Annotated in this window: 23 protein-coding genes; 15 read left to right on the forward strand and 8 right to left on the reverse strand. The window is 65.3% G+C overall.

The window, feature by feature from the left end:
* Positions 1-18: 18 nt before the first annotated feature.
* Both KAQ61_RS06265 and KAQ61_RS06270 read left to right on the forward strand, forming a co-directional pair.
* Positions 19-414 carry a phage holin family protein gene (locus KAQ61_RS06265; RefSeq protein ID WP_042417775.1) on the forward strand — a complete coding sequence of 132 codons (396 nt, stop codon included), beginning with the start codon at positions 19-21 and terminating at the stop codon, positions 412-414.
* Positions 411-788, forward strand: coding sequence for a hypothetical protein (locus tag KAQ61_RS06270; RefSeq protein WP_231499093.1), 378 nt, complete (start codon positions 411-413; stop codon positions 786-788). Before KAQ61_RS06265 ends, KAQ61_RS06270 begins: the two co-directional genes overlap by 4 nt.
* A 152-nt stretch (positions 789-940) precedes the next feature.
* Here the strand turns inward: KAQ61_RS06270 and KAQ61_RS06275 are convergent, their stop codons facing one another.
* On the reverse strand, positions 941-1987 hold the full coding sequence (locus KAQ61_RS06275; RefSeq protein ID WP_210930813.1) for a quinone-dependent dihydroorotate dehydrogenase: 1047 nt from the start codon (positions 1985-1987) through the stop codon (positions 941-943).
* A 36-nt stretch (positions 1988-2023) separates the two neighbouring features.
* Here KAQ61_RS06275 and rpiA point away from each other — a divergent pair, with 36 nt between their 5' ends.
* The 4 genes from rpiA to KAQ61_RS06295 all read left to right on the forward strand — a co-directional run bounded on the left by rpiA (position 2024) and on the right by KAQ61_RS06295 (position 7248).
* Entirely contained in the window at positions 2024-2716 is a 693-nt protein-coding gene (gene rpiA / locus KAQ61_RS06280) for a ribose-5-phosphate isomerase RpiA (RefSeq protein WP_210930814.1), read from the forward strand.
* A 21-nt stretch (positions 2717-2737) separates the two neighbouring features.
* Positions 2738-3967 carry a nucleoside recognition domain-containing protein gene (locus KAQ61_RS06285; protein ID WP_210930815.1) on the forward strand — a complete coding sequence of 410 codons (1230 nt, stop codon included), beginning with the start codon at positions 2738-2740 and terminating at the stop codon, positions 3965-3967.
* Positions 3968-4051: 84 nt separating this feature from the next.
* The gene (locus KAQ61_RS06290; protein WP_244982998.1) at positions 4052-6418 is read left to right on the forward strand and encodes a putative bifunctional diguanylate cyclase/phosphodiesterase; all 2367 of its coding nucleotides are present in this window, start codon (positions 4052-4054) and stop codon (positions 6416-6418) included.
* Complete coding sequence (locus KAQ61_RS06295; protein ID WP_210930816.1) at positions 6415-7248, forward strand: phosphate/phosphite/phosphonate ABC transporter substrate-binding protein; 834 nt, start codon at positions 6415-6417, stop codon at positions 7246-7248. The genes KAQ61_RS06290 and KAQ61_RS06295 overlap by 4 nt, the downstream gene beginning before the upstream one ends.
* Positions 7249-7260: 12 nt before the next feature.
* Here KAQ61_RS06295 and KAQ61_RS06300 read toward each other — a convergent pair whose 3' ends face one another.
* Positions 7261-8349: a PQQ-dependent sugar dehydrogenase gene (locus KAQ61_RS06300; protein WP_210930817.1), complete on the reverse strand. Its 1089-nt coding sequence runs from the start codon at positions 8347-8349 to the stop codon at positions 7261-7263.
* A gap of 175 nt (positions 8350-8524) precedes the next feature.
* On the opposite strand from KAQ61_RS06300, the gene KAQ61_RS06305 reads away from it, so the two are divergent.
* Complete coding sequence (locus KAQ61_RS06305; RefSeq protein ID WP_210930818.1) at positions 8525-9229, forward strand: YebC/PmpR family DNA-binding transcriptional regulator; 705 nt, start codon at positions 8525-8527, stop codon at positions 9227-9229.
* A 198-nt stretch (positions 9230-9427) separates the two neighbouring features.
* Here the strand turns inward: KAQ61_RS06305 and KAQ61_RS06310 are convergent, their stop codons facing one another.
* The 5 genes from KAQ61_RS06310 to KAQ61_RS06330 all read right to left on the reverse strand — a co-directional run bounded on the left by KAQ61_RS06310 (position 9428) and on the right by KAQ61_RS06330 (position 14648).
* A complete protein-coding gene (locus KAQ61_RS06310) occupies positions 9428-9592 on the reverse strand; it encodes a hypothetical protein (protein WP_210930819.1) in 165 nt (54 codons plus the stop codon).
* A gap of 363 nt (positions 9593-9955) precedes the next feature.
* Complete coding sequence (locus tag KAQ61_RS06315; RefSeq protein WP_154162785.1) at positions 9956-11053, reverse strand: glycerol dehydrogenase; 1098 nt, start codon at positions 11051-11053, stop codon at positions 9956-9958.
* Positions 11054-11293: 240 nt separating this feature from the next.
* Entirely contained in the window at positions 11294-11926 is a 633-nt protein-coding gene (upp, locus tag KAQ61_RS06320; protein ID WP_042417802.1) for a uracil phosphoribosyltransferase, read from the reverse strand.
* A gap of 213 nt (positions 11927-12139) precedes the next feature.
* Positions 12140-13060, reverse strand: a complete 921-nt coding sequence (locus KAQ61_RS06325) for an enoyl-CoA hydratase-related protein (RefSeq protein WP_210930820.1) — start codon at positions 13058-13060, stop codon at positions 12140-12142.
* Between the two features lie 67 nt (positions 13061-13127).
* The gene (locus KAQ61_RS06330) at positions 13128-14648 is read right to left on the reverse strand and encodes a helicase HerA-like C-terminal domain-containing protein (protein ID WP_210930821.1); all 1521 of its coding nucleotides are present in this window, start codon (positions 14646-14648) and stop codon (positions 13128-13130) included.
* Positions 14649-14729: 81 nt separating this feature from the next.
* On the opposite strand from KAQ61_RS06330, the gene KAQ61_RS06335 reads away from it, so the two are divergent.
* From KAQ61_RS06335 to KAQ61_RS06370, 8 genes are all read left to right on the forward strand, one after another.
* Positions 14730-15449 carry a YebC/PmpR family DNA-binding transcriptional regulator gene (locus KAQ61_RS06335; protein WP_210930822.1) on the forward strand — a complete coding sequence of 240 codons (720 nt, stop codon included), beginning with the start codon at positions 14730-14732 and terminating at the stop codon, positions 15447-15449.
* Positions 15446-16732: a phosphoribosylamine--glycine ligase gene (gene purD / locus KAQ61_RS06340; RefSeq protein WP_210930823.1), complete on the forward strand. Its 1287-nt coding sequence runs from the start codon at positions 15446-15448 to the stop codon at positions 16730-16732. Before KAQ61_RS06335 ends, purD begins: the two co-directional genes overlap by 4 nt.
* Positions 16733-16742: 10 nt before the next feature.
* The gene (gene hemF, locus KAQ61_RS06345; protein WP_210930824.1) at positions 16743-17684 is read left to right on the forward strand and encodes an oxygen-dependent coproporphyrinogen oxidase; all 942 of its coding nucleotides are present in this window, start codon (positions 16743-16745) and stop codon (positions 17682-17684) included.
* Between the two features lie 190 nt (positions 17685-17874).
* Complete coding sequence (gene rsfS, locus KAQ61_RS06350; protein ID WP_210930825.1) at positions 17875-18552, forward strand: ribosome silencing factor; 678 nt, start codon at positions 17875-17877, stop codon at positions 18550-18552.
* Positions 18549-19016 carry a 23S rRNA (pseudouridine(1915)-N(3))-methyltransferase RlmH gene (gene rlmH / locus KAQ61_RS06355; protein ID WP_154162790.1) on the forward strand — a complete coding sequence of 156 codons (468 nt, stop codon included), beginning with the start codon at positions 18549-18551 and terminating at the stop codon, positions 19014-19016. Before rsfS ends, rlmH begins: the two co-directional genes overlap by 4 nt.
* Before the next feature lie 198 nt (positions 19017-19214).
* Positions 19215-19829, forward strand: a complete 615-nt coding sequence (locus KAQ61_RS06360; RefSeq protein ID WP_210930826.1) for a Maf family protein — start codon at positions 19215-19217, stop codon at positions 19827-19829.
* Between the two features lie 110 nt (positions 19830-19939).
* The gene (gene rng / locus KAQ61_RS06365) at positions 19940-21427 is read left to right on the forward strand and encodes a ribonuclease G (RefSeq protein ID WP_210930827.1); all 1488 of its coding nucleotides are present in this window, start codon (positions 19940-19942) and stop codon (positions 21425-21427) included.
* 164 nt (positions 21428-21591) lie between these two features.
* The gene (locus tag KAQ61_RS06370; protein ID WP_210930828.1) at positions 21592-22218 is read left to right on the forward strand and encodes an Arm DNA-binding domain-containing protein; all 627 of its coding nucleotides are present in this window, start codon (positions 21592-21594) and stop codon (positions 22216-22218) included.
* Here the strand turns inward: KAQ61_RS06370 and KAQ61_RS06375 are convergent.
* Positions 22114-23261, reverse strand: a protein-coding gene (locus tag KAQ61_RS06375; protein ID WP_210929257.1) for an IS3 family transposase whose coding sequence is annotated in 2 segments (ribosomal slippage) — positions 22114-23000 and positions 23000-23261 — 1149 coding nt in all. Because the reading frame shifts where the segments join, the coding sequence is not laid out codon by codon here. The genes KAQ61_RS06370 and KAQ61_RS06375 overlap by 105 nt on opposite strands.
* Positions 23262-23369 lie beyond the last annotated feature (108 nt).

A 23369-nucleotide genomic window follows, 5' to 3' on the forward strand; every position in this document is an offset into this window, starting at 1 on the left:
GTGTAAAGGAAGTCTGCCGTGAATTGGATGTCTGCGATTGGATTGGAGAGTCTGTCAGCCCGCTTGCGGGCCAATCTGAATGAGGGCGCCATGGCGGCGGAAGACCGTATTGCGCTGGCGCGCCTGGAGTGGAGCGCCCAGAAGCAACGCCTGCAAGCCATCTTTGTGCTGGGCGTGGTGCTGGGCGGTCTGACCATCGTGGCCCTGGTGCTGCTGTCGCTGGCGGTGCTGATCCAGTTCTGGGATTCGCCCGAACGCTCTGTCGTCGCCTGGGTGATTGCCGGGGTGTGGTTGCTGGCCTGGGCGGGGGCGCTGGCGTTGCTGCTGTCGTTCCTGCGCAAGTCCAGCCAGCCGTTTGCGCTCACCCGGGCCGAACTGGCACGCGACTGGGCCGTGATCAAGGAGAAGCTGTGAATACCTCTGCCATGACCGGCGCGGCCTCGGCAACGTCCGAGGCCTCCGCGCCCTTGACGGCCCTGGAGGCCCTGCAACGCGAAGCGCGCTGGGCCACGGCCACGCCCCAGCAGCGTGAAGTGCTGAAACGCATTGCCCTGCAGCGCGACCGCTGGGCGGCGGCTCGGCAGGCCCGCGAACAGGCGCTGGCGCAGCGCGCGGCCCGCACCAGCGTGCCGGTCGATGCGCCGCTGGCCGAACGCCTGATGGTGTTTGCCCGGCTGCACCCCGTGGCGACGGCCGGCGTGGCCGGTCTGGCGCTGCTGCTGGGGCCACGCAAGCTGTGGCGTTACGGGGCCCTGGCCCTGCCGTGGATCAACAAGCTGCGGCGCTGACGCCACCGATGGTGCGCGACTGGCGCCCCTGGAACGACAAAGCCCGGCATGACCGGGCTTTGTTTTTGGGAGCTGTTGGCGCGCGCTATCACAGCACTTGCGTATGAAAACAACGTGAAGTTGTTGAATAACGTGCGCAGTCTGCTCACCTTTTAGCGCAAGGCGCGGATGGCCTTGGCCGCGTCGCGGACCAGGCCGGGGCCGGCGTAGATCAGGCCGCTGTAGATCTGCACCACGTCGGCGCCGGCGCGGATCTTGGCGGCGGCGTCTTCGCCGCTCATGATGCCACCCACGCCGATGATGGGATAGCCGGGGCCCAGCGCAGCGCGCAGCTGGCGGATCACCTGGTTGCTGGCCTCGAACGCCGGGGCGCCGCTGAGGCCGCCGGCCTCCTCGGCGTGGGGCAGGCCCTGGACGGCCTCGCGGCTGAGGGTGGTGTTGGTGGCGATCACGCCGTCCATGCCGTGGCGCTGCAGCGTGGCGGCGATCACCTGGACCTGGGCTTCATCCAGATCGGGCGCGATCTTCACGAAGATGGGCACTCGACGGCCCTGGGCGGCGGCCAAGGTTTCGCGCTTGGCGGCAATCGCGCCCAGCAGGGCGTCCAGCGCCTCGTCGCTTTGCAGGGCGCGCAGGTTCTTGGTGTTGGGCGAGCTGATGTTGACCGTCACGTAGTCGGCATGCGGGTAGACGCCTTCCAGGCAGATCAGATAGTCGTTGGTGGCATCCTCGATCGGCGTGGCGGCGTTCTTGCCGATGTTCAGGCCCAGCAGCAGGGGCTTGCCCTGGGCGCGCACGGTGGACTTCTTGACGTTGGCGATGAAGGCCTCCAGACCGTCGTTGTTGAAGCCCAGGCGGTTGATCAGGCCCTGGGCCGCCGGCAGGCGGAACATGCGCGGCTTGGGGTTGCCGGGCTGGCCCTTGGGCGTGACGGTGCCCACTTCGACAAACCCAAAGCCCATGGCGGCCAGCGCGTCGATGCAGCGCGCATTCTTGTCCAGCCCGGCGGCCATGCCGACGCGGTTGGGGAACGGCAGGCCGGCCAGCGTGATGGGGTCGTGCACCATCGGTGCCGACCACGCCAGCTGCAGCGGCGTGCCCTGGCCCTTGGCCAGGGTGTTCATGGTGAAGTCGTGGGCCGCTTCGGGGTCCATACCAAACAAGAAGGGGCGAACGAGGGCGTAAGGGATAAGCGACATAGGGAATAATTCGATGGATTAACCGGATTTTCCCCCATGACGACATCTATTGCCCCCCTTTCCCAGGATGAATTGAAAACTTTGGTCGGCCAAGCGGCGCTGCGCTACGTGGTGCCCGGCGAGATCGTGGGGGTGGGGACCGGTTCGACCGTCAACAAGTTCATCGACGCCCTGGCCAGCATGAAGGACAAGATCAAGGGCGCCGTGTCCAGCTCAGTGGCCAGCACCGAGCGCCTGCAGGCGCTGGGCATCCCCGTGTTCGATGCGAATGCCGTCACCAGCCTGTCGGTCTACATCGACGGTGCCGACGAGATCGACGGCCAGGGCTACATGGTCAAGGGCGGCGGCGCGGCGCTGACGCGTGAGAAGATCGTGGCCGCGCTGGCCCAGCAATTTGTTTGCATTGCCGACGAATCCAAGCTGGTGCCTGCCTTGGGTAATTTCCCGCTGCCTGTGGAAGTCATTCCGATGGCCGCTGGCCAGATCGCCCGCAAGTTCGAAGCCATGGGGGGCACCGCCACCCTGCGCCTGAAGGACGGCCAGCCCCTGGTGACCGACAACGGCCAGCACATCCTGGACGTGCGTGGCCTGCAGATCAGCGCGCCGCTGGCGTTCGAGAGCGAAGTCAACCAGTGGCCCGGCGTGGTCACCGTGGGAGTCTTCGCCCACCAGAAAGCCCAGGTATGCTTGCTGGGCTGCGCCGAAGGTGTGCGCACCATCACCTATTAATTCCTGAGCGGATCCACGCCTATGCTCAACATGCTCTGGTTGGGCTTTTTTATGGTGGCTGCCATCGCGGCACTGGCCCAGTGGCTGGTGGGCGGGCAGCCACAAGTGTTTGCGGCCATGGTCCAGGCGCTGTTTGCCATGGCCAAGCTGTCGGTCGAGGTCATGGTGCTGCTGTTCGGCACGCTGACGCTGTGGCTGGGCTTTCTGCGCATCGCCGAGGAGGCCGGGGTGGTGCAATGGCTGGCCCGGGTGCTGGGCCCGCTGTTTGCCAAGCTGATGCCCGAGGTGCCGCGCGGCCACCCGGCGCTGGGCCTGATCACGCTGAACTTTGCCGCCAACGGCCTGGGGCTGGACAACGCGGCCACGCCCATGGGTCTGAAGGCCATGCGTGCGCTGCAGGAGCTGAACCCCCGGCCCGACACCGCCACCAATGCGCAAATCCTGTTTCTGGTGCTCAACGCGTCCTCGCTGACGCTGTTGCCGGTGACCATCTTCATGTACCGCATGCAGCAGGGCGCGCCGGACCCGACGCTGGTCTTCCTGCCCATCCTGCTGGCCACCTCGGCCTCGACCCTGGTGGGGCTGCTATCGGTGGCGCTGGTCCAGCGACTGCCACTGTGGCGCCCGGTGGTGCTGGCCTATCTGCTGCCCGTGGCCCTGGGGCTGGCCGGGTTCATGGCGCTGCTGATGACGCTGAGCGCCGCGGCCCTGGCTTCCCTGTCGGCCCTGCTGGGCAACCTGACGCTGTTTGCCCTGGTGGTGCTGTTCGTCAGCCTGGGCGCCTGGAAGCAAGTGCCGGTGTACGACAGCTTCATCGCCGGGGCCAAGGAAGGGTTCGACGTGGCCAAGGGCCTGTTGCCGTACCTGGTGGCCATGCTGTGTGCGGTCGGGGTGTTCCGCGCCTCGGGTGCGCTGGACTATGCGCTGGACGGCATCCGCTGGGGTGTGCAGGTGCTGGGCCTGGATAGCCGCTTTGTCGACGCCTTGCCCACGGCACTGGTCAAACCGTTCTCCGGCAGCGCGGCGCGCGCCATGCTGATCGAAACCATGCAAACCCAGGGGGTCGACAGCTTTGCGGCCCTGGTTGCCGCCACCATCCAGGGCAGCACCGAAACCACGTTCTATGTGCTGGCCGTGTACTTTGGCGCGGTCGGCATACAGAAGGCGCGCCATGCCGTGCCTTGCGCCCTGCTGGCCGAGCTGGCCGGTGTGGTGGCCGCCATCCTGGTGTGCTACTGGTTCTTCGCCTAGCGGCCTGATTGGGGGGGCGAATGTGACAGTCATCAAGCTGTCACGCAGCGTTCGCACAATCCGGCGTGGAGAAGATTCAATCCCATGCCTTTGTCTGCCTTGCCGCCCAGCCCGACTGCGAGTTTTTCCGCGCTCAAGCGCCGGTGCATCGGCTGGGCCAACAGCTGGCAGCCGGTGCACCTGGCCCTGGTGGCGATCGTGGTGCTGGTGCTGGCGGTCTCCTGGTGGCTGACGGGCAAGCACCTGCGGGCCCAGCTGGCCCAGGCTGAGCAGGCCGCCCGACTGCAGCAGTCGGGGCTGGCGGCGATTGTTTCCGAGAATTTGAGCCAGGTGCTGGAAAAGGCCCAGTTGATGAGCGTGGTCGCGCTGCAGGGCATGCACCACGATGGCGGCCCCTGGCAGGCCCAGCTGGCACACATGCTGGAGCGCGATCGCGTCTTCCTGCGCATGGCGGTGCTGGACAAGCAGCTGCAACTGCTGGCCGGCGACGCCCAGCAGGCCGAGTTGCTGCACAGCCTGCTGCCGTACCAGCAGGGCTCCTGCGCGGCCGGGCGGGGGGCCTTTGTGCTGCACCAGCAGGCGCAGTCGCAGGACCAGGCCTGGCAGGTGCCCCTGCTGCTGTGCATGGCCGATGCCCAGGGCGTCTCGCTGGGCTACCTGCTGCTCTACATGGACATGGGCTATTTCCTCGGGCTGTACCAAGACGTGGACCTGGGCGGCAGCGGCAGCTTGCACCTGCTGTCCCCCGATGGCAGCGTGATTGCCGCCATGGCGGGCGGCGGCCTGCTGGCCCAGCAACCAACGCAGCGCATGGCCAGCTTCAGCAAGGTGCCCGAAGGGCCGGGCGAGATGGAACTGCCGGGGCCACAGGGCAGCACGCGGCTGGCCAACTTCCACCGCGCCCGCTACATGCCGCTGACGGTGGTGGTGAGCCGCGACTGGAACGAAATCCGCGCGGCCCATGCACAAAATGCCCAGCGCACCTGGGCGGTGCTGGGCGCAATCACGGCACTGGCCCTGGTGGGCTCGCTGCTGCTGTGGCGCACCATGCAGCGGCGCCAGCACCTGTTCAATGCGCTGGAGAAGGCCGACCAGGACAAGCAGCAACTGATCGCCCAACTGGAGAGCGAGAAGCAGCGGGCGCTGGAGCTGGCCGCCAGCGACCACCTGACCGGCCTGCACAACCGGCGCATGTTCCACGAGCTGGTGTCCAGCCACCTGGCCCTGGCGCGGCGCAGCCGCAAGCACTACGCCTTGCTGTATTTGGACCTGGACCGCTTCAAGCACATCAACGACACCCTGGGCCACCATGTGGGCGACGCCCTGCTGCAGGCCGTGGCGCAGCGCCTGCGCACCATGCTGCGCAGCTCGGACATCATTGCGCGCATGGGCGGCGATGAATTCGCCGTGCTGATCACGGCCATGGAAGACCCGAGCGATGTCGAGACCCTGGCCCAGAAGCTGCTGACCGGGCTGGGGGCGCCCTATGAGGGCCTGGCGCCGGAGACGCTGCACACCTCGCCCAGCATCGGCATCGCCTTTTTCCCGCGCGACGGCCACGATGTCGAGGTGCTGTGCCGCCATGCCGATGCGGCCATGTATGCCTCGAAAAAGGCCGGGCGCAACCGCTACACCTACTACGACGGCATACCCAAGCTGGACAGCGACCGCTACTACCAGCTGGCGCGCCAGCTGCCGTCGGCGATCACGCAGGAGCAGCTGGTGCTGCATTTCCAGCCCAAGGTGCGGCTGGAAGACTGCCGCATCGTGGGCCTGGAAGCCCTGGTGCGCTGGCAGCACCCCCAGTACGGCCTGATCTACCCCGGGGATTTCATCGCGCTGGCGGAAGAGCACGGCCACATCGAGGCCCTGGGCGACTGGGTGATGCAGGCCTGCTGCCGCCAGATTGCGGCCTGGCGCATGCAGGGGGTGGAGACGGTGCCGATCGCCTTCAATGTGTCGCCGCTGCAACTCAAGGACAGCGCCTTCCCCAGCCGCATGGCCACCTACCTCAAGCACTACGGCGTGCGGGCCAGCGATATCCAGGTGGAGATCACCGAAAGCTGCCTGGTCGAACCCGTGGGCCTGGCCGCGCGGGTGCTGCACCAGCTGCAGCAGATGGGGGTGTCCATCGGGCTGGACGATTTCGGCACCGGCTTCTCCAGCCTGAGCCAGATCCGGGCGCTGCCCATCAACACCATTAAGCTGGACAAGTCCTTCGTCAACGAGCTGCGCAGCAGCAAAGAGGCGGGGGTGCTGGTGACCTCCATCATCACGCTGGCGCACAACCTGAAGATGCAGGTGGTGGCCGAAGGCGTGGAACTGATGGACCAGCTGGTCTACCTCAAGACGGCCGGCTGCGATGTGGCGCAGGGCTACTTCCTGAGCCGCCCTGTGCCGCTGGCGCAGATCGAGGCGCTGCTCAAGCAGGGCATTCTGGAGCCCGCATGATGCGACGTCGCTGGATGGCCATGGGCTGGCTGGTGTGGGGGGCAGGGCTGGCCCAGGCGGCCTGCCTGAATCCCGAGGTGTTGCATGTGGCCCTGATCCCCAAGAACGCGCAGAGCGTGCAGGAACAGGCCCAGGCCCCGCTGTTGCAGGCCCTGCACGAGAGCACGGGCAAACCGGTGCAGATGCTGCCCGTGGCCTCGTACGCGGCGGTGATCGAAAGCCTGCTCACCGGCCAGGCCCAGGTGGCCGAGCTGGGGCCGGCCGGCTATGCCTTGCTGGCCAAGCGGTCCACGCGTTTTGTGCCGTTTGCCACCTTGTCCAACAGCAATGAGGTGGGCCGCTATCACTCGCTGCTGGTGGTGCGTGGCGATAGCGGCATCCGTGACATCCAGGGGCTGCGCGGGCGCACCCTGGCGCTGACCGATCCGTCCAGCACCTCGGGGGCCGTCGTGCCGGAGCTGGCCGTGCCGCAGCTGACGGGCTACAAGCTGGGGCATTTTTTCGCCCGCGTGGTGTTCATGGGCTCGCACGACAAGGCCCTGGCCGCCGTGCGCGACGGCAAGGCCCAGGCTGCGTTCGTGGCCAGCAGCCAGCTCGATGAAAATGACCCCACTTGGCGCGTGCTGTGGCGCTCGCCCGCCCTGGTGGGCAGCCCGTTTCTGCTGGACGCCACCCTGTGCCCGGCGCTGCAGCAGGCCGTGCGCCAGGCCTTTCTGGCCAAGCAGGCGCAGTTGCAGCCGTGGCTGCGCATCAAGAACTACCGCCAGGTGGTGCCGGTCACGGCACAGGATTACGCCGGCATCCAGTCCCTGCTGGCCGGCGCGCCCTGAGGCGCCGGCTTTTCAGCGGGTGCGCAGGCGCAGCAACTGGCCGTTGCTGCGGTCGGTCAGCACGTAGAGCCAGCCGTCCGGGCCCTGGCGCACATCGCGCACACGCTGGCCCAACTGGGGCAGCAGCGGTTCGACCCGGACCACCTTGTCCCCCGCCAGGGTGATGCGTTCCAGGCGCTGCGCCTTGAGGGCGCCCACCACCATCTGCCCCTGCCAGCCCGGATAGCGGTCGGAGGTGATGAAGGCCATGCCCGAGACGGCGATCGACGGCGTCCACTGGTGGGCGGGCTGCTCCATCCCGGCCTGGTGGGTGATGCCGGCGCCGATCTTGCCGCCGCCATAGTTTTCGCCATAGGTGATGACGGGCCAGCCGTAGTTCTTGCCGGGCACGGGGCGGTTGATCTCGTCACCGCCTTGCGGGCCGTGCTCGTTCATCCAGAACGTGCCGTCGGGGGCCAGGGCCGCCCCTTGCGGGCTGCGGTGGCCATAGCTCCAGATTTCGGGCCGCGCGCCGCTGTGGCCGACAAACGGGTTGTCCTGGGGCACGCTGCCGTCCTTGTGCAGGCGCACGATCTTGCCCAGGTGGTTCTGCAGGTTCTGCGCCTCTTCCTTGTAGTGCGACCGCTCGCCCAGCGTCAGCAGCAGCGTGCCGTCGCGCCGCTCCACGATGCGGCAGCCAAAGTGCAGCTGGCTGGCCACCTTGGGCTGCTGGCTGAAGAGCACCTGCACGTCCTGCAGCGCGCGCTGGTCGCTCGACAGCCGGGCCTTGGCCAGCGCCGTGCTGTTGGTGCCGTTGGGTGCGGCTTCGCTGTAGCAGAAGTACAGCGTGCGGTTCTGGGCAAAGCCGCTGTCCAGCGCCACGTCCAGCAGGCCTTGCACGGGCTCGCCCAGTTGGCCCTGGGCGGTGACCACGCGCAGGCGGCCGGGGCGCTCGGTCACCAGGAACTGGCCGTCCGGCAAAAAGGCCACGGCCCAGGGGTTCTGCAGGCCCTGGGCCACGACCTCGGGGGTGATCTCCAGGGCCTGGGCGTGGCCCAACAGGGCGCCCAGGGCCAGGGCCATGGTGGTGCGCCGTGCAGCGCTGCGGGGGAAGGTGGGCATCGGGTGTCTCCTCGGAATTGGGTTGCGGCAACGCAAGCTCGAAGGCGGAAGGCACGAAAAAAGTTGGCATCGCTGGCGCTGAGGCCACTGTGGCAGGTGTATAAAACACGCTGATTCATTCTATGCCGGCCCTGGAGCGCGGCATTTTTTTGTTCTTTTTCAGGAAAGGCGCCGTATGGGAGCGCAATGGAAAGCCAAGGGCAAGGCCCTGGTCGCAGATGCCAAGGGCAAGCTGTTTGGCAAGTTGGTCAAGGAAATCACGGTGGCGGCCCGTCTGGGCGGCGGTGACCCCGGCAGCAATGCCCGCCTGCGCATGGCGATCGAAGCGGCGCGCAAGGCCTCCATGTCCAAGGACACCCTGGACCGCGCCATCAAGAAGGGCTCGGGCGTGGGCGCCGATGCCGTGAACTACTCCAGCGTGATTTTCGAAGGCTACGGTCCGCACCGCGTGCCGGTGATGGTCGAATGCCTGACCGACAACCCCAACCGCACGGCCCCCAATCTGCGCGTGTGCTTCCGCAAGGGCCAGCTGACGGCCGTGGCCTGGGATTTTGACCATGTGGGCATGATCGAAGGCGAAGCCGAGAACGGCGCCGACGTCGAACTGGCCGCCATCGAGGCCGGCGCGCAGGATTTCGAGCCCGCCGACGATGAGGGCGTGACTCTGTTCATCACCGAGCCGACCGACCTGGATGTGGTCAGCAAGGCGCTGCCGGAGCAGGGCATCAAGGTGCTGTCGGCCAAGCTGGGCTACAAGGCCAAGAACCCCGTCAGCATGTCCAGCCTGTCGGCCGAGCAGCAGGAAGAAGTGCAAGCCTTCCTGGCCGGCCTGGACAATGACGACGACGTGCAGCACGTCTTCGTGGGTCTGGTGGACTGAGTGCCGCCTGATCCACAGGCATGGCGCCGCCCCGCCCAGGCCCTGGGACGGGGACCAAAAAGACTGCCGATGGCAGTCTTTTTTTGTGCCTACTCTCAGTATCAGAGCGATTAACGCGCGTCAGCAAATGGTTTTAAAGGATTTTCTACCTGAAATGCAGGCGTGACGAGCGCAGGCAGCTCTGCTTTTTGAGGTGGCCTAGGCGTAGTCGGTCAGACCGGTCAGACCGGTCTGACCGTGCTGGCGTGCCAGGTGCATGGCTGGGCGTGCGAGGGCTCGTCCATCTGTCCGAAGCTCTGCGGGGGGGCTGGCGACCATGTTGCGCGACAGCACCAGGCACGCGGTGATTTTGCGGTGGTTCATGCCCTGGACCACCAGCGCAGGCATCTGCTGCGCGCGCTGACTCCGCGGTGGTTGCGCCTTGGGGGGGCTGCGGAGCCGGCAGGGCCCGCATCCTGCAGGATGTGTTGGCGCTGAAGGGGCAATCGGTATCACGCCACGCAGGCCGCTGGTTTACCCATGCCTGAAAGGGGCGGCGACGCGCGCAAGGTTTGCCCGTACTGGTGGTGCTCACGAAAAACCAGCCCGTGGGGGCTGGCGGTGATGGGTGCGGTGGCCCGCAGTCTGCGTCGCTGGCGACGTTGCGGCATGCCAACACCGCGCAAGCCTTGTCCAGTCAGCGCAGGCATGCTATGCATTCCGCAGACTGCAGGAATGCTACCCCACTCAGTCGTGGTAGCGCTCGGCCAGGCTGTTGGCGGCGCGCATGGCGTCGTAGACCTCCTGCTCGCTGATGGGGCGGCCCATGTTGCCCATGGTGTCGTTCTTGTCGCAGGCCAGCTTGGCCACCTGGCGCCATTCGGCCTCCACCCATTCGGTCAGGCCGAAGTCGCGCAGCGACAGGGGCAGGCCCGCGGCCTTGATGATGCGGATGACTTCCTCCACCTCGTCCAGCGGGGCGTTTTCCAGCACCAGTTGGGTCAACAGGCCAAAGGCCACCTTCTCGCCGTGCTGGGCCCCGTGCAGCGCAGGGACCACGGCCATGCCGTTGTTCACCGCATGCGCCGCGGCCACGCCGGCGGCTTCGGCACCCACGCCGCTGAGGTAGATGGTGGCCTCGATGGTTTCCTCCAGCGCCGGGGTCACGGCATGGTTGCGCACGGCGTCCATGGCGGCGTCGATGTTGCGGCGCAGGATCTGGTAGCACATCTCGCCCAGGCCCAGGCCGGTGCGCGAGGGGCGCTTGAGGATCAGGTTGGTGCCGTTGCAGCGCCAGGTGGCACGGGCCTCGAAGTAGGTGGCCAGCGCGTCGCCCACGCCGGCCGCGAAGAAGCGGGCCGGGGCCTGGGCGATGATGGCGGTGTCGGCCAGCACGGTGTCGGGGTTGTGCGGCATGAACAGATAGTGGTCGAACTCGCCATTGGGCTTGTAGATCACGGCCAGCGCGGTGCAGGGCGCGTCGGTGGAGGCAATCGTGGGCACCAGCACCTGCGGTAGCTTGCAGTGGTGCGAGACGGCCTTGGCCACATCCAGCGCCTTGCCGCCGCCCACGGCCAGGATGACGTTGCAGCCTGCGGTCTGCAGCGCGGCGGTCAGGCGCTCGATCTCGTCGGTGGTGCATTCGCCGGCAAAGGTTTCCACGTGCGCACGCAGCCCTTGTGCCTGCAGTTGGGGTACGGTGCGCTCGGTGATGCGCGGCAGGAAGAAGCGGTCGCCAATGATGAAGACATGGTCACCGTGCTCTGCCAGGTAGTCGCCCACCTGATCGAACAGGCCGGCGCCGATCAGGAACTTCTTGGGGGAGGAGACGGAACGTGGGGTCATGGATATACCTTTGTGTCATCAAATACTAGGGTTTTCCATGATGCCTGCCGACAGGCGGTCGATTGGGCAGTGCGCGCCCGTCGCTTGATGCATGTCAATCGCAAGCCGGAAGTTGCGGGCGTCTGGGGGCCTCGGCCGGGCTGGCGCCGCCCACGGCCAGCGGGCGGGTACAAAAAAGGCTTCCCTGGGGAAGCCTGGCATCGGGTGCGGCGCACAGCCCTGGGCTGCGCGCGCTGGGGCTTACTTGGTGCCGAAGATGCGGTCGCCGGCATCGCCCAGGCCGGGGAGGATGTAGCCGTGGCTGTCCAGCTCGCGGTCGATGGCGGCCGTGTAGATGTCCACGTCGGGGTGGGCGGCCTGCATGGTCTTGATGCCTTCAGGCGCGGCCAGCAGGCACATGAACTTGATTGACTTGGGCGCGCTCTTTTCCTTGAGCTGTTGCACCGCGGCTGCGGCGGAGTTGCCGGTGGCCAGCATGGGGTCGACCACGATCACGTCACGCTCGCCCATGTTCTCGGGCATCTTGTAGTAGTACTCGACGGGCTGCAGGGTCTCGGGGTCGCGGTACAGGCCGATGTGGCCGATGCGCGCGCCGGGCACCACGTTCAGCATGCCGTCCAGGAAGCCGTTGCCGGCGCGCAGTATGGACACCAGCGCCAGCTTCTTGCCGTCGATGACCTTGCCGGTCATCTTTTCCATCGGGGTTTCAATCTCGATGTCCTGCAGTGGGAAATCGCGGGTCAGTTCGTAGGCCATCAGCGTGGACAGCTCGCCCAGCATGCGGCGGAAGCTGTTGGTGCTGGCTTCCTTGCGGCGCATCAGGGTCAGCTTGTGCTGGACGAGGGGGTGGTCGATGAGGTGGACGTTGCTCATGGTCGGGGTGTCTGTGAAGAGAAAAAGCGCCGTGCAGGCCGGGTGCTGAGTGAGATGTTGCTGTCGTTGTGCCCCAGCAGATGGCGTGCCAGCGCCGATTGCGATGCCCCGCATTGTCCTTTTTTCTGGCCCCATTGGTGAAAAAACGCGCGCTTTTCTGTGCGCGCAAGGGTGTTTTCCTTGAACTCGCGCACATGCGCTGGGGCTTTGGCGCTAGCTGGTGATCCGCTCGGCAGGGCTGTGGGCACCCGGGGCACTACCCGGGCCGGGCTCGGCATCCAGTTGTGCAAAGTGGCGCACCGGCTCCAGGGGGGCAAAGGTGCCCGCACGTTTTTGCTGTGTGGCCTGTACGGATTCCATCACATGGCGGTTGCTCCAGATGCCGGCCTGCAGCCAGCCCATCTGGCGCAGGCTGTCGTCCACGCTGTGGTCGCGGGCAAACTGCAGTGCCTGCTTGCTGCCCCAAATGGCAATCGGGGGTTTGGCCGCGATCTCGCGGGCACAGGCCATGGCGGCGTCCAGCATGGCGTCCTGGGTGGCGTGGACACCATTCACAAAGCCCTGGGCCAGGGCTGCTTCGGCCGGCCAGCGGCGGCCGGTGTAGGCCAGCTCCTTGACCAGGCCCATGGGCAGCAGCTTGGGCAGGCGCTGCAGGCTGCCCAGGTCGGCCACCATGCCGATGTTGATTTCTTGCACGCAGAAGAAGGCATCCTGCGTGGCATAGCGCAGGCAGGCGCAGCAGACCAGGTCCAGCGCGCCGCCGATGCAGCCGCCCTGGATGGCGGCAATCACGGGGATGCGCAGGTTGTCCAGTCGCGTGAAGGCCTGCTGCATGTCCCACAGGAATTCGGACAGGGCGGCGCGCCCTTCGGGTGAGCGGTCCTGGGGGATGAAGTCTGGGTTGGCAAAGGTCTCCAGCGCCATGCCGGCGCTGAAGTGCTTGCCGGTGCTACTGAGGACCAGCACGCGCACGTCGGTGCTGCGCTGCAGGTACTCCAGCGCCGCACCCAGGTCCCTCCAGAAGGCAGGGTGCATGGTGTTCAGGCGCTCGGGCTGGTTCAGCTGCAGGTGGGCGATGTGGTCTTGCACCTGCAGGTGCATGACCGCCAGGGAGGGCAGGGTCGTGGTAGGCATGGCTGGTGACTGTAGGCAGCGCACCCGCCCCGCAGAACTCGCACATTCCCTGATGTGCGGTCTGCGATCAGCGTTTCTTGCTGCCCGTCAAACTGCCCAGTACGCCACGCAGCAACTGGCGGCCCAGCTGGTTGGTCATGCTGCGGGCCGTGGACTTGACCACGCTTTGCACCAGGCCATCGCGCTTGCCGCCGCGTGGGCCGGTGGAGCCGAAGAGGAATTCGTTCAAGCCATTCATCAGGCCGCTGTCGGTCGCAGCGCCTGCGCCGGTGGTGGTACCCGGGGCCCCTCCGGTGGCCGCCGGCTCCTGGCTGGCGCGGCTTTGCAGTACTTCGTAGGCCGACTCCCGGTCGACCGACTTTTCATAGACCCCGGCGACCAGGGAATGGGCCAGCAGTGCCTGGCGCTGTGGCCCCTGGATGGGGCCGATATGGCTGCCCGGGGGCACGACGTAGACGCGCTGGGTGATGCCGGGGCGGCCCTTTTCGTCGAGAAAGCTGATCAGGGCCTCGCCCACGGCCAGCTCGGTGATGGCCGATTCGATGTCCACCTGGGGGTTGGGGCGCATGGTCTGGGCTGTGGCTTTCACCGCCTTCTGGTCCTTGGGGGTGAAGGCGCGCAGCGCATGCTGCACGCGGTTGCCCAGCTGGGCCAGCACACTGTCGGGAATGTCCATGGGGTTTTGCGTGACGAAATACACGCCCACGCCCTTGGAGCGCACCAGGCGCACCACCAGTTCGATGCGCTCGATCAGCACCTTGGGGGCATCGGTGAACAGCAGGTGGGCTTCATCGAAGAAAAAGACCAGCTTGGGCTGGTCGGGGTCGCCGATTTCCGGCAGCCGCTCGAACAGCTCGGACAGCATCCACAGCAGGAAGGTGGAGTACAGGCGCGGCGACTGCATGAGCTTGTCGGCCGCCAGGATGTTGATCACGCCGCGCCCCTGGGCATCGGTCTGCATCAGGTCCTCGATGTTGAGCATGGGCTCGCCAAAGAACTGCCCGCCCCCTTGCGACTCGATCTGCAGCAGGCCGCGCTGGATCGCGCCCACGCTGGCGGCCGAGATGTTGCCGTACTCGGTGGTGAACTGCTTGGCGTTGTCACCCACATGCTGCAGCATGGCGCGCAGGTCCTTGAGGTCCAGCAGCAGCATGCCGTTGTCGTCGGCAATCTTGAAGACCAGGTTGAGCACGCCCATCTGCGTGTCGTTCAGGCCCAGCATGCGGCCCAGCAGCAGCGGCCCCATGTCCGAGATGGTGGCCCGCACCGGGTGGCCCTGCTCGCCAAACACGTCCCACAGGGTGCAGGGGCAGGCCACGGGATCAGGCAGTGCGATGCCGCGCTCCTGCAGCGAGGCGGCCAGCTTGCCGCCGATGCTGCCGGCCTGGCTGATGCCGGTCAGGTCGCCCTTGATGTCGGCCAAAAACACGGGAACCCCGGCCAACGAGAAGCTTTCGGCCATCTTCTGCAGCGTCACGGTTTTGCCGGTGCCGGTGGCGCCGGTGATCAGCCCATGGCGGTTGGCCATGCCGGGCAGGAGGGAGCAAACGGTATCGCCGTGCAAGGCAATAGGCAAAGCTGGGGCCATGTTCGTGTTTCCTCTGTCAAGTTGCGCTGTCAAAAGTAGAATCCGTGCCCAATAGATTAAATCAAGACCAAAGGATTTCCTGTGGCAGGACATAGTAAGTGGGCCAACATCCAGCACCGCAAGGGTCGCCAGGATGAGAAGCGCGGCAAAATCTGGACACGCATCATTCGTGAAATCATGGTGGCGGCCCGCCAAGGTGGCGGTGATCTGAATGCCAATCCCCGCCTGCGCCTGGCAGTGGACAAGGCCAAAGCTGCCAACATGCCTGCCGACAACATCAAGCGCAACATCGACAAGGCCACAGGCAACCTGGAAGGTGTGAACTACGAGGAAATCCGCTACGAGGGCTATGGCATCGGTGGCGCGGCCATCATCGTGGACACCATGACCGACAACCGTGTGCGCACGGTCGCTGAAGTGCGCCACGCCTTCAACAAGCACGGCGGCAACATGGGCACCGAAGGTTCGGTGGCCTTCCAGTTCAAGCACTGCGGACAGATCGTGTTTGCCCCCGGAACCAGCGAAGACCAGGTCATGGATGTGGCCCTGGAAGCCGGTGCCGAGGATGTGATCACCGACGAGGACGGTGCCATCGAGGTGCTGACCGCACCTGCGGACTTTGAAGCCGTGAAGAATGCCCTGGAAGCGGCAGGCCTGAAGCCCGACGTGGCGGAAGTGACCATGCGCGCGGAAAACACCATCGAACTGCAAGGCGAGGACGCCGAGCGGATGCAAAAACTGCTGGATGTATTGGAAGATTTGGACGACGTGCAGGACGTCTACCACAACGCTGAACTATGAAGATTCTTGTGATTGGCGGCGGTGGCCGCGAACACGCTCTGGCGTGGAAATTGGCCCAGTCGCCCAAGGCGACCAAGGTGTTTGTCGCACCCGGCAACGGTGGCACCGGCCTGGCCGGTGGCAAGCTGCAGAACTTGCCCATCACCGATGTGGTGAAGCTGCGCGAATGGGCGCAGGCTGAAGGCGTGGCGCTGGCCGTGGTCGGCCCCGAGGCGCCGCTGGCCGCCGGCGTGGTGGACGAGTTCCGCGCGCACGGCCTGAAGGTGTTCGGCCCCACCAAGGCGGCTGCGCAGCTGGAGTCGTCCAAGGCCTTCTCCAAGGCCTTCATGCGTCGCCACGGCATTCCCACGGCCGACTACGACACCTTCACCGACCCCGTGGCCGCCCACGCCTTTGTGGAACGCCTGGGAGCGCCCATCGTCATCAAGGCCGACGGCCTGGCCGCCGGCAAGGGTGTGGTGGTGGCGATGACGCTGCAGGAAGCCCACGATGCCGTGGACTTCATGCTGGTGGACAACAAGTACGGCGTGCAGCACAACGAAGGCGGTGCACGCGTGGTGATCGAGGAGTTCCTCGCCGGCGAGGAGGCTTCGTTCATCGTGCTGTGCGATGGCAAGAACGTGGTCGCCATGGCCACCAGCCAGGACCACAAGCGCCTCAAGGACAACGACGAAGGCCCCAACACCGGCGGCATGGGCGCCTATTCGCCCGCCCCCGTGGTCACGGCCGACGTGCATGCCCGCGCCATGCGCGAGATCATCCTGCCCACCATCCGTGGCATGGAAAAGGACGGTATCCCGTTCACCGGCTTTCTGTATGCCGGCCTGATGATCGATGGCAACGGCCATCCCAAGACGCTGGAGTTCAACACCCGCATGGGTGATCCCGAAACCCAGCCCATCATGATGCGCCTCAAGAGCGATCTGGTGGACGTCATGCAGGCGGCCGTGGACGGCAAGCTGGACCAGGTGGAGCTGGAGTGGGACCGCCGCACCGCGCTGGGCGTGGTGATGGCGGCGGCCGGCTACCCGGAAGATCCGCGCAAGGGCGACGCCATCACTGGCCTGCCCTCCGAAGTGGACGATGCGATGGTGTTCCATGCCGGCACGCAGCTGAATGACGCTGGTGTGCCCGTGACCAGCGGTGGCCGCGTGCTGTGCGTGACCGTGCTGGCCGACAGCGTGCGCCAGGCGCAGACCCGTGTCTACGATGTGACGCGCGGTATCCACTTCGATGGCATGCAGTACCGCCGCGACATCGGCTTCCGCGCCATCAAGGGCTGAGGAGGCCGCCATGCAAGCACCCACCGCCAGCATCGACAACGTGCGCGCCTACCTGCTGGGGCTGCAAGCCAGCATCACCCGTGCGCTGGAGGCGGTGGAAGCCGCCGCTGGCGAAGGTGCGGCCCAGTTCCTGGCCGATCCCTGGCACAAGGGGGCGGGTGAGCGCCTGCAGGGCGATGGCGTCACCAAGATCCTGGAAAACGGACTGGTGTTCGAGCGTGCCGGCTGTGGTTTCTCGCACGTCAAGGGCGCGCAGCTGCCGCCCTCGGCCACCCAGCACCGGCCCGAACTGGCGGGTGCACCGTTCGAGGCCATGGGCGTGTCGCTGGTGTTCCACCCGCGCAACCCCTATGTGCCCACGGTGCACATGAATGTGCGCATGATTGCCGCCGGCCACCCGGGCCAGCCCCAGGTGTGCTGGTTTGGCGGTGGCATGGACCTGACACCGGTCTACGGCTTCGAAGACGATGCCGTGCACTTCCACCAGACCTGCCGCGATGCACTGCAGCCGTTTGGCGCGCAGTTGTACCCGCGCTTCAAGCAGTGGTGCGACGAGTACTTCTTCCTGAAACACCGCAACGAGCAGCGCGGCATTGGCGGCATCTTCTTTGATGATTTCAGCGAGCTGGGCCAGGACCAGGGCTTCGCCATGCTGCGCGCGGTGGGCGATGCATTCCTGCAGGCCTATCTGCCGATCGTCGAGCGGCGCCAGGCCATGGCCTATGGTGCGGCGCAGGTGGATTTCCAACGCTACCGCCGTGGCCGCTATGTGGAGTTCAATCTGGTCTGGGACCGGGGCACCCACTTCGGCCTGCAGTCCGGGGGGCGCACCGAATCCATCCTGCTGTCCATGCCCTTGCATGCGGACTGGAGCTACCAGCGCGTGGACGCACCGGGTACGCCCGAGGCGCAACTGCTGAGCCAATTCTTGGTGCGCCGCGACTGGCTTTGAGGGCGCGCAAGCAGCCCCCTGGCCGAAAAACTATAATTTCCATAGCTGCCGACGACAGTCCCTGTGGTCGGCCTTTCTATTTAGACCAACAATAAAAGACCTGTCAGCGTGGGGCTGCATCCCCAAGGGCATTGAAGCCCGCGATGCAGCCGCGCTATATTGACCGGAACTTTCAACCAGACATCGCCTGATGAGCACTTCCACCCAATCGGATTCCGCAGCCAAGAAAGACGTGACCAAACTCCAGCGTGCCATCGTCGATGGCCTGGAAGACGTCAAGGCCCAAGACATTCAGGTCTTTAATACCGAGCACCTGTCGCCGCTGTTTGAGCGCGTCATCGTCGCTTCCGGTACTTCCAACCGCCAGACCAAGGCCCTGGCCTCCAGCGTGCGCGATGCCGTGAAGAAGGCCGGTTTTGCCGTGCCACGCCATGAAGGCGAAGAGAACGGCGAGTGGATCATCGTCGACTGCGGCCAGTGCGTGGTGCACATCATGCAGCCCATAATCCGCCAGTACTACCGCCTGGAAGAAATCTGGGGCGACAAGCCCGTGCGCCTGAAGCTGGCGGGCGCCAAGCCTGCCAAGATCTTCGCCTCCGAAGATGCCTCGGCCGAAGCCAAGCCTGCCAAGAAGGCTGCAGCCAAGAAGACCGCCGCTGCGGTGGATGGCAAGACCGTGGTAAAGAAGGCCGCAGCCAAGAAGTCCGCCGAGAAGTCGGTGGACGCCAGGGCCGACAAGGCCCCGGCCGTGAAAAAGCCTGCTGCCAAGAAGCCTGCCGCGAAGAAAGCCGCCGCCGTGAAGACCGTGGTGGTCAAGCCCACGGCACCACGCGGTAGCGTCAAGAAGGCGGCTGCGAAGAAGGCATGAAGCTGTGGATCGTGGCCGTGGGCCAGCATGTGCCCGATTGGGCGCAGACGGCCTACGACGATTACGCCAAGCGCTTCCCCCCGGAACTCAAGGTCGAGCTCAAGGCCGTCAAGACCGAGCCGCGTGGCTCCAAGACGGTCGAGACGCTGTATGCCGCCGAGCGCAAGCGCATTGAGGCGGCGATTCCCCGGGGCACCCGTATCGTGGTGCTGGACGAGCGGGGCACCAACCTGACCACCAAGGCCCTGGCCCAGCGCCTGCAGCACTGGCAGCTGGAAGGCGATGACGTGGCACTGGTCATCGGAGGCCCCGATGGCCTGGACCCGGCCTTCAAGCAGGCCGCGCACGAGAAAATCCGCCTCTCGGACCTGACCTTGCCGCACGCCATGGTGCGGGTGCTGCTGATCGAGCAGCTGTACCGTGCCTGGTCGGTGAATGCGGGCCACCCCTACCACCGCGAGTGAGTCGCGAACCCCTCCGTGCCGGCTGCCCGGCCTCTGCAGACCCTGCCCCCAGCGTGCAGGGTTTTGTTTTTTCAGCGTCAGCCTGGGCGCAGGGCGGTGTGGCCGTGGATTGCATGGCCCAAGGTGCCGTGATACTATTTTTTTAATAGCTTCTAGCGCTTGCTGAATGGGCGCTAAAGCCTTTTTTGATTCAAAACCATGTTCGACTTCATCTACCTCGCCTCCCAAAGCCCGCGCCGCAGCCAGTTGCTGCAGCAGCTGGGCGTGCGCCACGAACTGCTGCTGCCCAATGCCCCGGGGGATGTGGCCGAGGATGCCGAGGCTATTGAAGAAGTGTGGCATGGCGAGGACCCGCAGGCCTACGTGCAGCGCGTGACCGGATTGAAGCTGGATGCCGCCGTGGCCCGCCTGGCGCGGCGCGGCCTGCCCGATGCGCCGGTGCTGACCTCGGACACCACGGTGGCCCTGGGCACGCAGATCCTGGGCAAGCCGGCCGATGCCGCGCATGCGCTGCAGATGCTGGCGCAGCTGTCCGGCCAGACCCACACGGTACTGACGGCGGTGGCGGTGCAGCAGGGCGCACAGCGCTGGCAGGCCCTGTCGGTCTCCCGCGTGCGCTTCATGGCGCTGAGCGAGGCGCAAATGGCCGCCTACGTGGCCTCGGGGGAACCTTTCGGCAAGGCCGGGGCCTATGGTATTCAGGGACGTGCAGCGGCCTATATTGAACATATGGCCGGCAGTTATTCCGGCATCATGGGCCTGCCCGTGTTCGAGACGGCCCAGCTGCTGCGGCAACTCGGCTGGCAGATTTAAGCAGCGCCTGGACGGCCAGCTTTGGCGCCGATGTGCGCGCAGCTGGCGTTCGGACGCACCGCAGTACGGGTCCGGCAGCACCCGCTCTCTCAACAAACCAAGACAAGCGCATGCAGCAAGACATTTTGATCAACTGGTCGCCCCAGGAAACCCGGGTGGCCGTGGTGGAGCAGGGCGCTGTGCAGGAGCTGCACATCGAACGCACGCTGGAACGCGGCCTGGTCGGCAACATCTACCTGGGCAAGGTGTCGCGCGTGCTGCCGGGCATGCAGTCGGCCTTCATCGACATCGGGCTGGAGCGCGCCGCCTTCCTGCACGTGGCCGATGTCTGGCAGCGCCACGAAAGCGGCGATGCGCCCATGATTGCGCGCAAGAACGAGCCGCCCAAGCCCATCGAGCACCAGGTGTTCGAGGGCCAGTCCATCGTGGTGCAGGTCATCAAGGACCCGATCGGCAGCAAGGGTGCGCGCCTGTCCACGCAGATCAGCATCGCCGGGCGCCTGCTGGTGCATCTGCCGCAGGACGAGCACATTGGCGTGTCGCAGAAGATCACGCCCGAGGAGCGCGATGCGCTGCGCGGGCGCCTGCAAAAGCTGGTGGGCCTGAAGGACCAAGGCGGCGGTGGCGGTTTCATCCTGCGCACCAACGGCGAGGACGCCAGCGATGATGAGCTGTCCGAGGACATAGCCTATCTGCGCAAGACCTGGGCGCGCATCAAGCTGGCCGCCACCATGCTGCCGCCGATGTCGGTGCTGCACCAGGACCTGAACCTGCTGCAGCGCGTGCTGCGCGATCTGGCCGGCGAGAGCACGCAGAGCATCCGCATCGACTCGCAAGAGCAGTTCGCCAAGCTCATGGCCTTTGGCAAGGAATTCATGCCCAGCGCCGTGCCCAAGCTGGAGCTGTACAAGGGCGAGCGGCCGATCTTCGACCTGTATTCCATCGACGAGGAAATCGCCAAGGCGCTGGGCCGGCGCGTGGAACTGAAGTCGGGCGGTTACCTGATCATTGACCAGACCGAGGCGCTGACCACGGTGGACGTGAACACCGGGGGCTATGTCGGGGCCCGCAATTTCGATGACACCATCTTCAAGACCAACCTGGAGGCGGCGCAGGCGATTGCACGCCAGCTGCGCCTGCGCAACCTGGGCGGCATTATCATTGCCGACTTCATCGACATGGCGCACGAGGAGCACCGGGGGCAGGTGTTGGCCGAGCTGCGCAAGCAACTGGGTCGTGACCGGGTGAAGACCATGGCGGGCACGTTCTCGCAGCTGGGGCTGGTCGAGATGACACGCAAGCGCACGCGCGAATCGCTGGCCCACATGCTGTGCGAACCCTGTCCAGTGTGCCAGGGCAAGGGCAGCGTGAAGACGGTGCGCAGCGTGGCCTACGAGATCCTGCGCGAAATCCTGCGCGAGGCGCGCCAGTTCAACCCCAAGGAGTTCCGGGTGGTGGCCAACCCGGATGTCATCGACCTGCTGCTGGACGAGGAAAGCCAGCACCTGGCGGGCCTGAGCGATTTCATCGGCAAGCCCATATCGCTGCAGGCCGAAGGCGGTCTGGCCCAGGAACAGTACGACATTGTGCTGCTTTGAGTTTTTTAACGTGCAATGGTGTTCTATTTTTTTCAAAAAACATATTTAAAATCAATTACTTGTAAATTTCTTCATCCAGTGTCGTGCATTTTGATGCACTACCATCAAGCCCAAAATGTGTAGCTGCATGTGTAGCTAGGTGAGTAGCTAAATAAGAGGGATAGATGGCTGCAACACGTATGAATGTCTTGGCAGATGTTGATCTGCGCAGGTGGTTGAAAGATAAACGAGCTTTGGCAAAGTCTGACGGAGGTGGGTTGACCTTCACTATGTCGGCAGCTGGTACTGCTTCGTGGGTATTGCGCTATAGGTCAGAAGGTCGCCAGGTGGAGCTCACGTTGGGGCGCTACCCCGATGTCACGCTTGCGGCCGCCAGAAAAATGGCTGCCGAAAAAAGGGTAGAGGTCCAGCAGGGGCGTGATCCTGCGGCTGAGAAGCGCAAAGCCAAGTCTCGTAGAGATTGGACGGTTCGAGAGTTGGTTGCTGACTATCGCGAAATGGTGCTTCCAACCTTGGCAAAGAGCACGCAGGTCAGTTATGGCCGCAATCTGAAGCGCATAGAGACTGGCTTGGGTGCGGCGAAAGTCGCAGAGGTTGAAGCTGCTGATGTGGTTGGTTTGATCGAGCGGTTCGACTTGGGCTGGGTGGAGGCGAACTGGGCTGCTGCCGGTTCCGTTGACACCGACCTAAGCTTCTTGAGCTTTCTCGAACTGTACGGGACTGAGATAGCCGAGCGTCGAATGCCGGCGCGTCGGGTTGTAGAAGCACTCGATGTAGTCGAACACATCTGAACGGGCCTGCCCTCGTGTGCGGTACACCTTCCTGGCCGTGCGCTCGGTCTTGAGGGAACTGAAGAAGCTCTCCATGGCCGAGTTGTCCCAGACCTCACCAGCCCGGCTCATGCTGCAAGTGATGCCTTGTTCATCCAGCAGCTTCTGGAAGTGCTCGCTGGTGTACTGGCTGCCCTGGTCCGAGTGATGCAACAAGGCCACCGTCTTGCCTCGACGCCACACTGCCATCATCAGCGCATCCACCACGAGCTGCGAGGTCATGCTCTCCTGCATCGACCAGCCCACGATGCGCCGCGAGTACAGGTCCAGCACCGCCGCCACGTACAGCCAGCCCTCGGCTGTCCAGATGTAGGTGAAGTCGGCTACCCACTTCTGGTTCGGGCCATCGGCCCGGAACTGGCGGTCCAGCACGTTGTCGGCCACCGCGCTGCGCGTGCCCCGGTCCTTGGGCAGTCCACGTCGTCGGGGCCTGGCTCGTAGTGCCTGCTCTCGCATGAGTCGCTCGATGCGGTGCAGACCACAGGCTTGACCTTGCTCCAGCACGTCGTGCCACACACGGCGCGCGCCGTAGGTGCGGTCGCTGCGCACGAAGCTCTGGTGGACTTGCGCGCCCAGCACTTCATCGCTGAGGCTGCGCTGGCTCCTGGGCCGTGTGAGCCACGCGTAGAAGCCACCCCGCGAGACACCGAGCGCCTCGCACATCAGATTGACCGGCCAGGCCCCTCGGTGTTTCGCCACGAAGCCGAACTTCACATCGACTCCTTCGCGAAGTAGGCCGCGGCTTTTTTCAGGATGTCGCGCTCCATCTTGAGCTTGGCAACCTCCTTGCGCAGTCGCGCTATCTCCGCGTCCTGGGCCTTCTGCTTGCCGTTGCCAGGGTACGCCTCCTGGGGCTCCTCTCGCAACTCACGAACCCACTTGCGCAGCACGTTCTCGTGAACGTCCAGGTCCTTGGCTGCCTGGGCCACAGCCACGCCACGCTCGGTGACCAACCTGACCGCCTCGAGCTTGAACTCGCGGCTGAATGTCCTTCTTGTCTCCATGAACCACCTCCGGTTTCATCTTCCACCTTAACAAGGTGTCTTTGAAACCGGCAGCAGCCCACAGTACAATGCAACGATCGGCGCAACAGCCTTGGTGAAAAAACGCTT

The organism is Comamonas aquatica, from assembly GCF_018064205.1.
In the GTDB taxonomy this organism is placed as follows: Bacteria; Pseudomonadota; Gammaproteobacteria; order Burkholderiales; family Burkholderiaceae_C; genus Comamonas; species Comamonas aquatica.

Excerpts from the sequence above, each read along its gene's own strand:
- KAQ61_RS06275 (WP_210930813.1), bottom strand. The coding sequence starts at position 1,987 with ATGTCGCTTATCCCTTACGCCCTCGTTCGCCCCTTCTTGTTTGGTATG.
- rpiA (WP_210930814.1), top strand. The coding sequence starts at position 2,024 with ATGACGACATCTATTGCCCCCCTTTCCCAGGATGAATTGAAAACTTTG.
- KAQ61_RS06285 (WP_210930815.1), top strand. The coding sequence starts at position 2,738 with ATGCTCAACATGCTCTGGTTGGGCTTTTTTATGGTGGCTGCCATCGCG.
- KAQ61_RS06290 (WP_244982998.1), top strand. The coding sequence starts at position 4,052 with ATGCCTTTGTCTGCCTTGCCGCCCAGCCCGACTGCGAGTTTTTCCGCG.
- KAQ61_RS06295 (WP_210930816.1), top strand. The coding sequence starts at position 6,415 with ATGATGCGACGTCGCTGGATGGCCATGGGCTGGCTGGTGTGGGGGGCA.
- KAQ61_RS06300 (WP_210930817.1), bottom strand. The coding sequence starts at position 8,349 with ATGCCCACCTTCCCCCGCAGCGCTGCACGGCGCACCACCATGGCCCTG.
- KAQ61_RS06305 (WP_210930818.1), top strand. The coding sequence starts at position 8,525 with ATGGGAGCGCAATGGAAAGCCAAGGGCAAGGCCCTGGTCGCAGATGCC.
- KAQ61_RS06310 (WP_210930819.1), bottom strand. The coding sequence starts at position 9,592 with ATGAACCACCGCAAAATCACCGCGTGCCTGGTGCTGTCGCGCAACATG.
- KAQ61_RS06315 (WP_154162785.1), bottom strand. The coding sequence starts at position 11,053 with ATGACCCCACGTTCCGTCTCCTCCCCCAAGAAGTTCCTGATCGGCGCC.
- upp (WP_042417802.1), bottom strand. The coding sequence starts at position 11,926 with ATGAGCAACGTCCACCTCATCGACCACCCCCTCGTCCAGCACAAGCTG.
- KAQ61_RS06325 (WP_210930820.1), bottom strand. The coding sequence starts at position 13,060 with ATGCCTACCACGACCCTGCCCTCCCTGGCGGTCATGCACCTGCAGGTG.
- KAQ61_RS06330 (WP_210930821.1), bottom strand. The coding sequence starts at position 14,648 with ATGGCCCCAGCTTTGCCTATTGCCTTGCACGGCGATACCGTTTGCTCC.
- purD (WP_210930823.1), top strand. The coding sequence starts at position 15,446 with ATGAAGATTCTTGTGATTGGCGGCGGTGGCCGCGAACACGCTCTGGCG.
- hemF (WP_210930824.1), top strand. The coding sequence starts at position 16,743 with ATGCAAGCACCCACCGCCAGCATCGACAACGTGCGCGCCTACCTGCTG.
- rsfS (WP_210930825.1), top strand. The coding sequence starts at position 17,875 with ATGAGCACTTCCACCCAATCGGATTCCGCAGCCAAGAAAGACGTGACC.
- rlmH (WP_154162790.1), top strand. The coding sequence starts at position 18,549 with ATGAAGCTGTGGATCGTGGCCGTGGGCCAGCATGTGCCCGATTGGGCG.
- KAQ61_RS06360 (WP_210930826.1), top strand. The coding sequence starts at position 19,215 with ATGTTCGACTTCATCTACCTCGCCTCCCAAAGCCCGCGCCGCAGCCAG.
- rng (WP_210930827.1), top strand. The coding sequence starts at position 19,940 with ATGCAGCAAGACATTTTGATCAACTGGTCGCCCCAGGAAACCCGGGTG.
- KAQ61_RS06370 (WP_210930828.1), top strand. The coding sequence starts at position 21,592 with ATGGCTGCAACACGTATGAATGTCTTGGCAGATGTTGATCTGCGCAGG.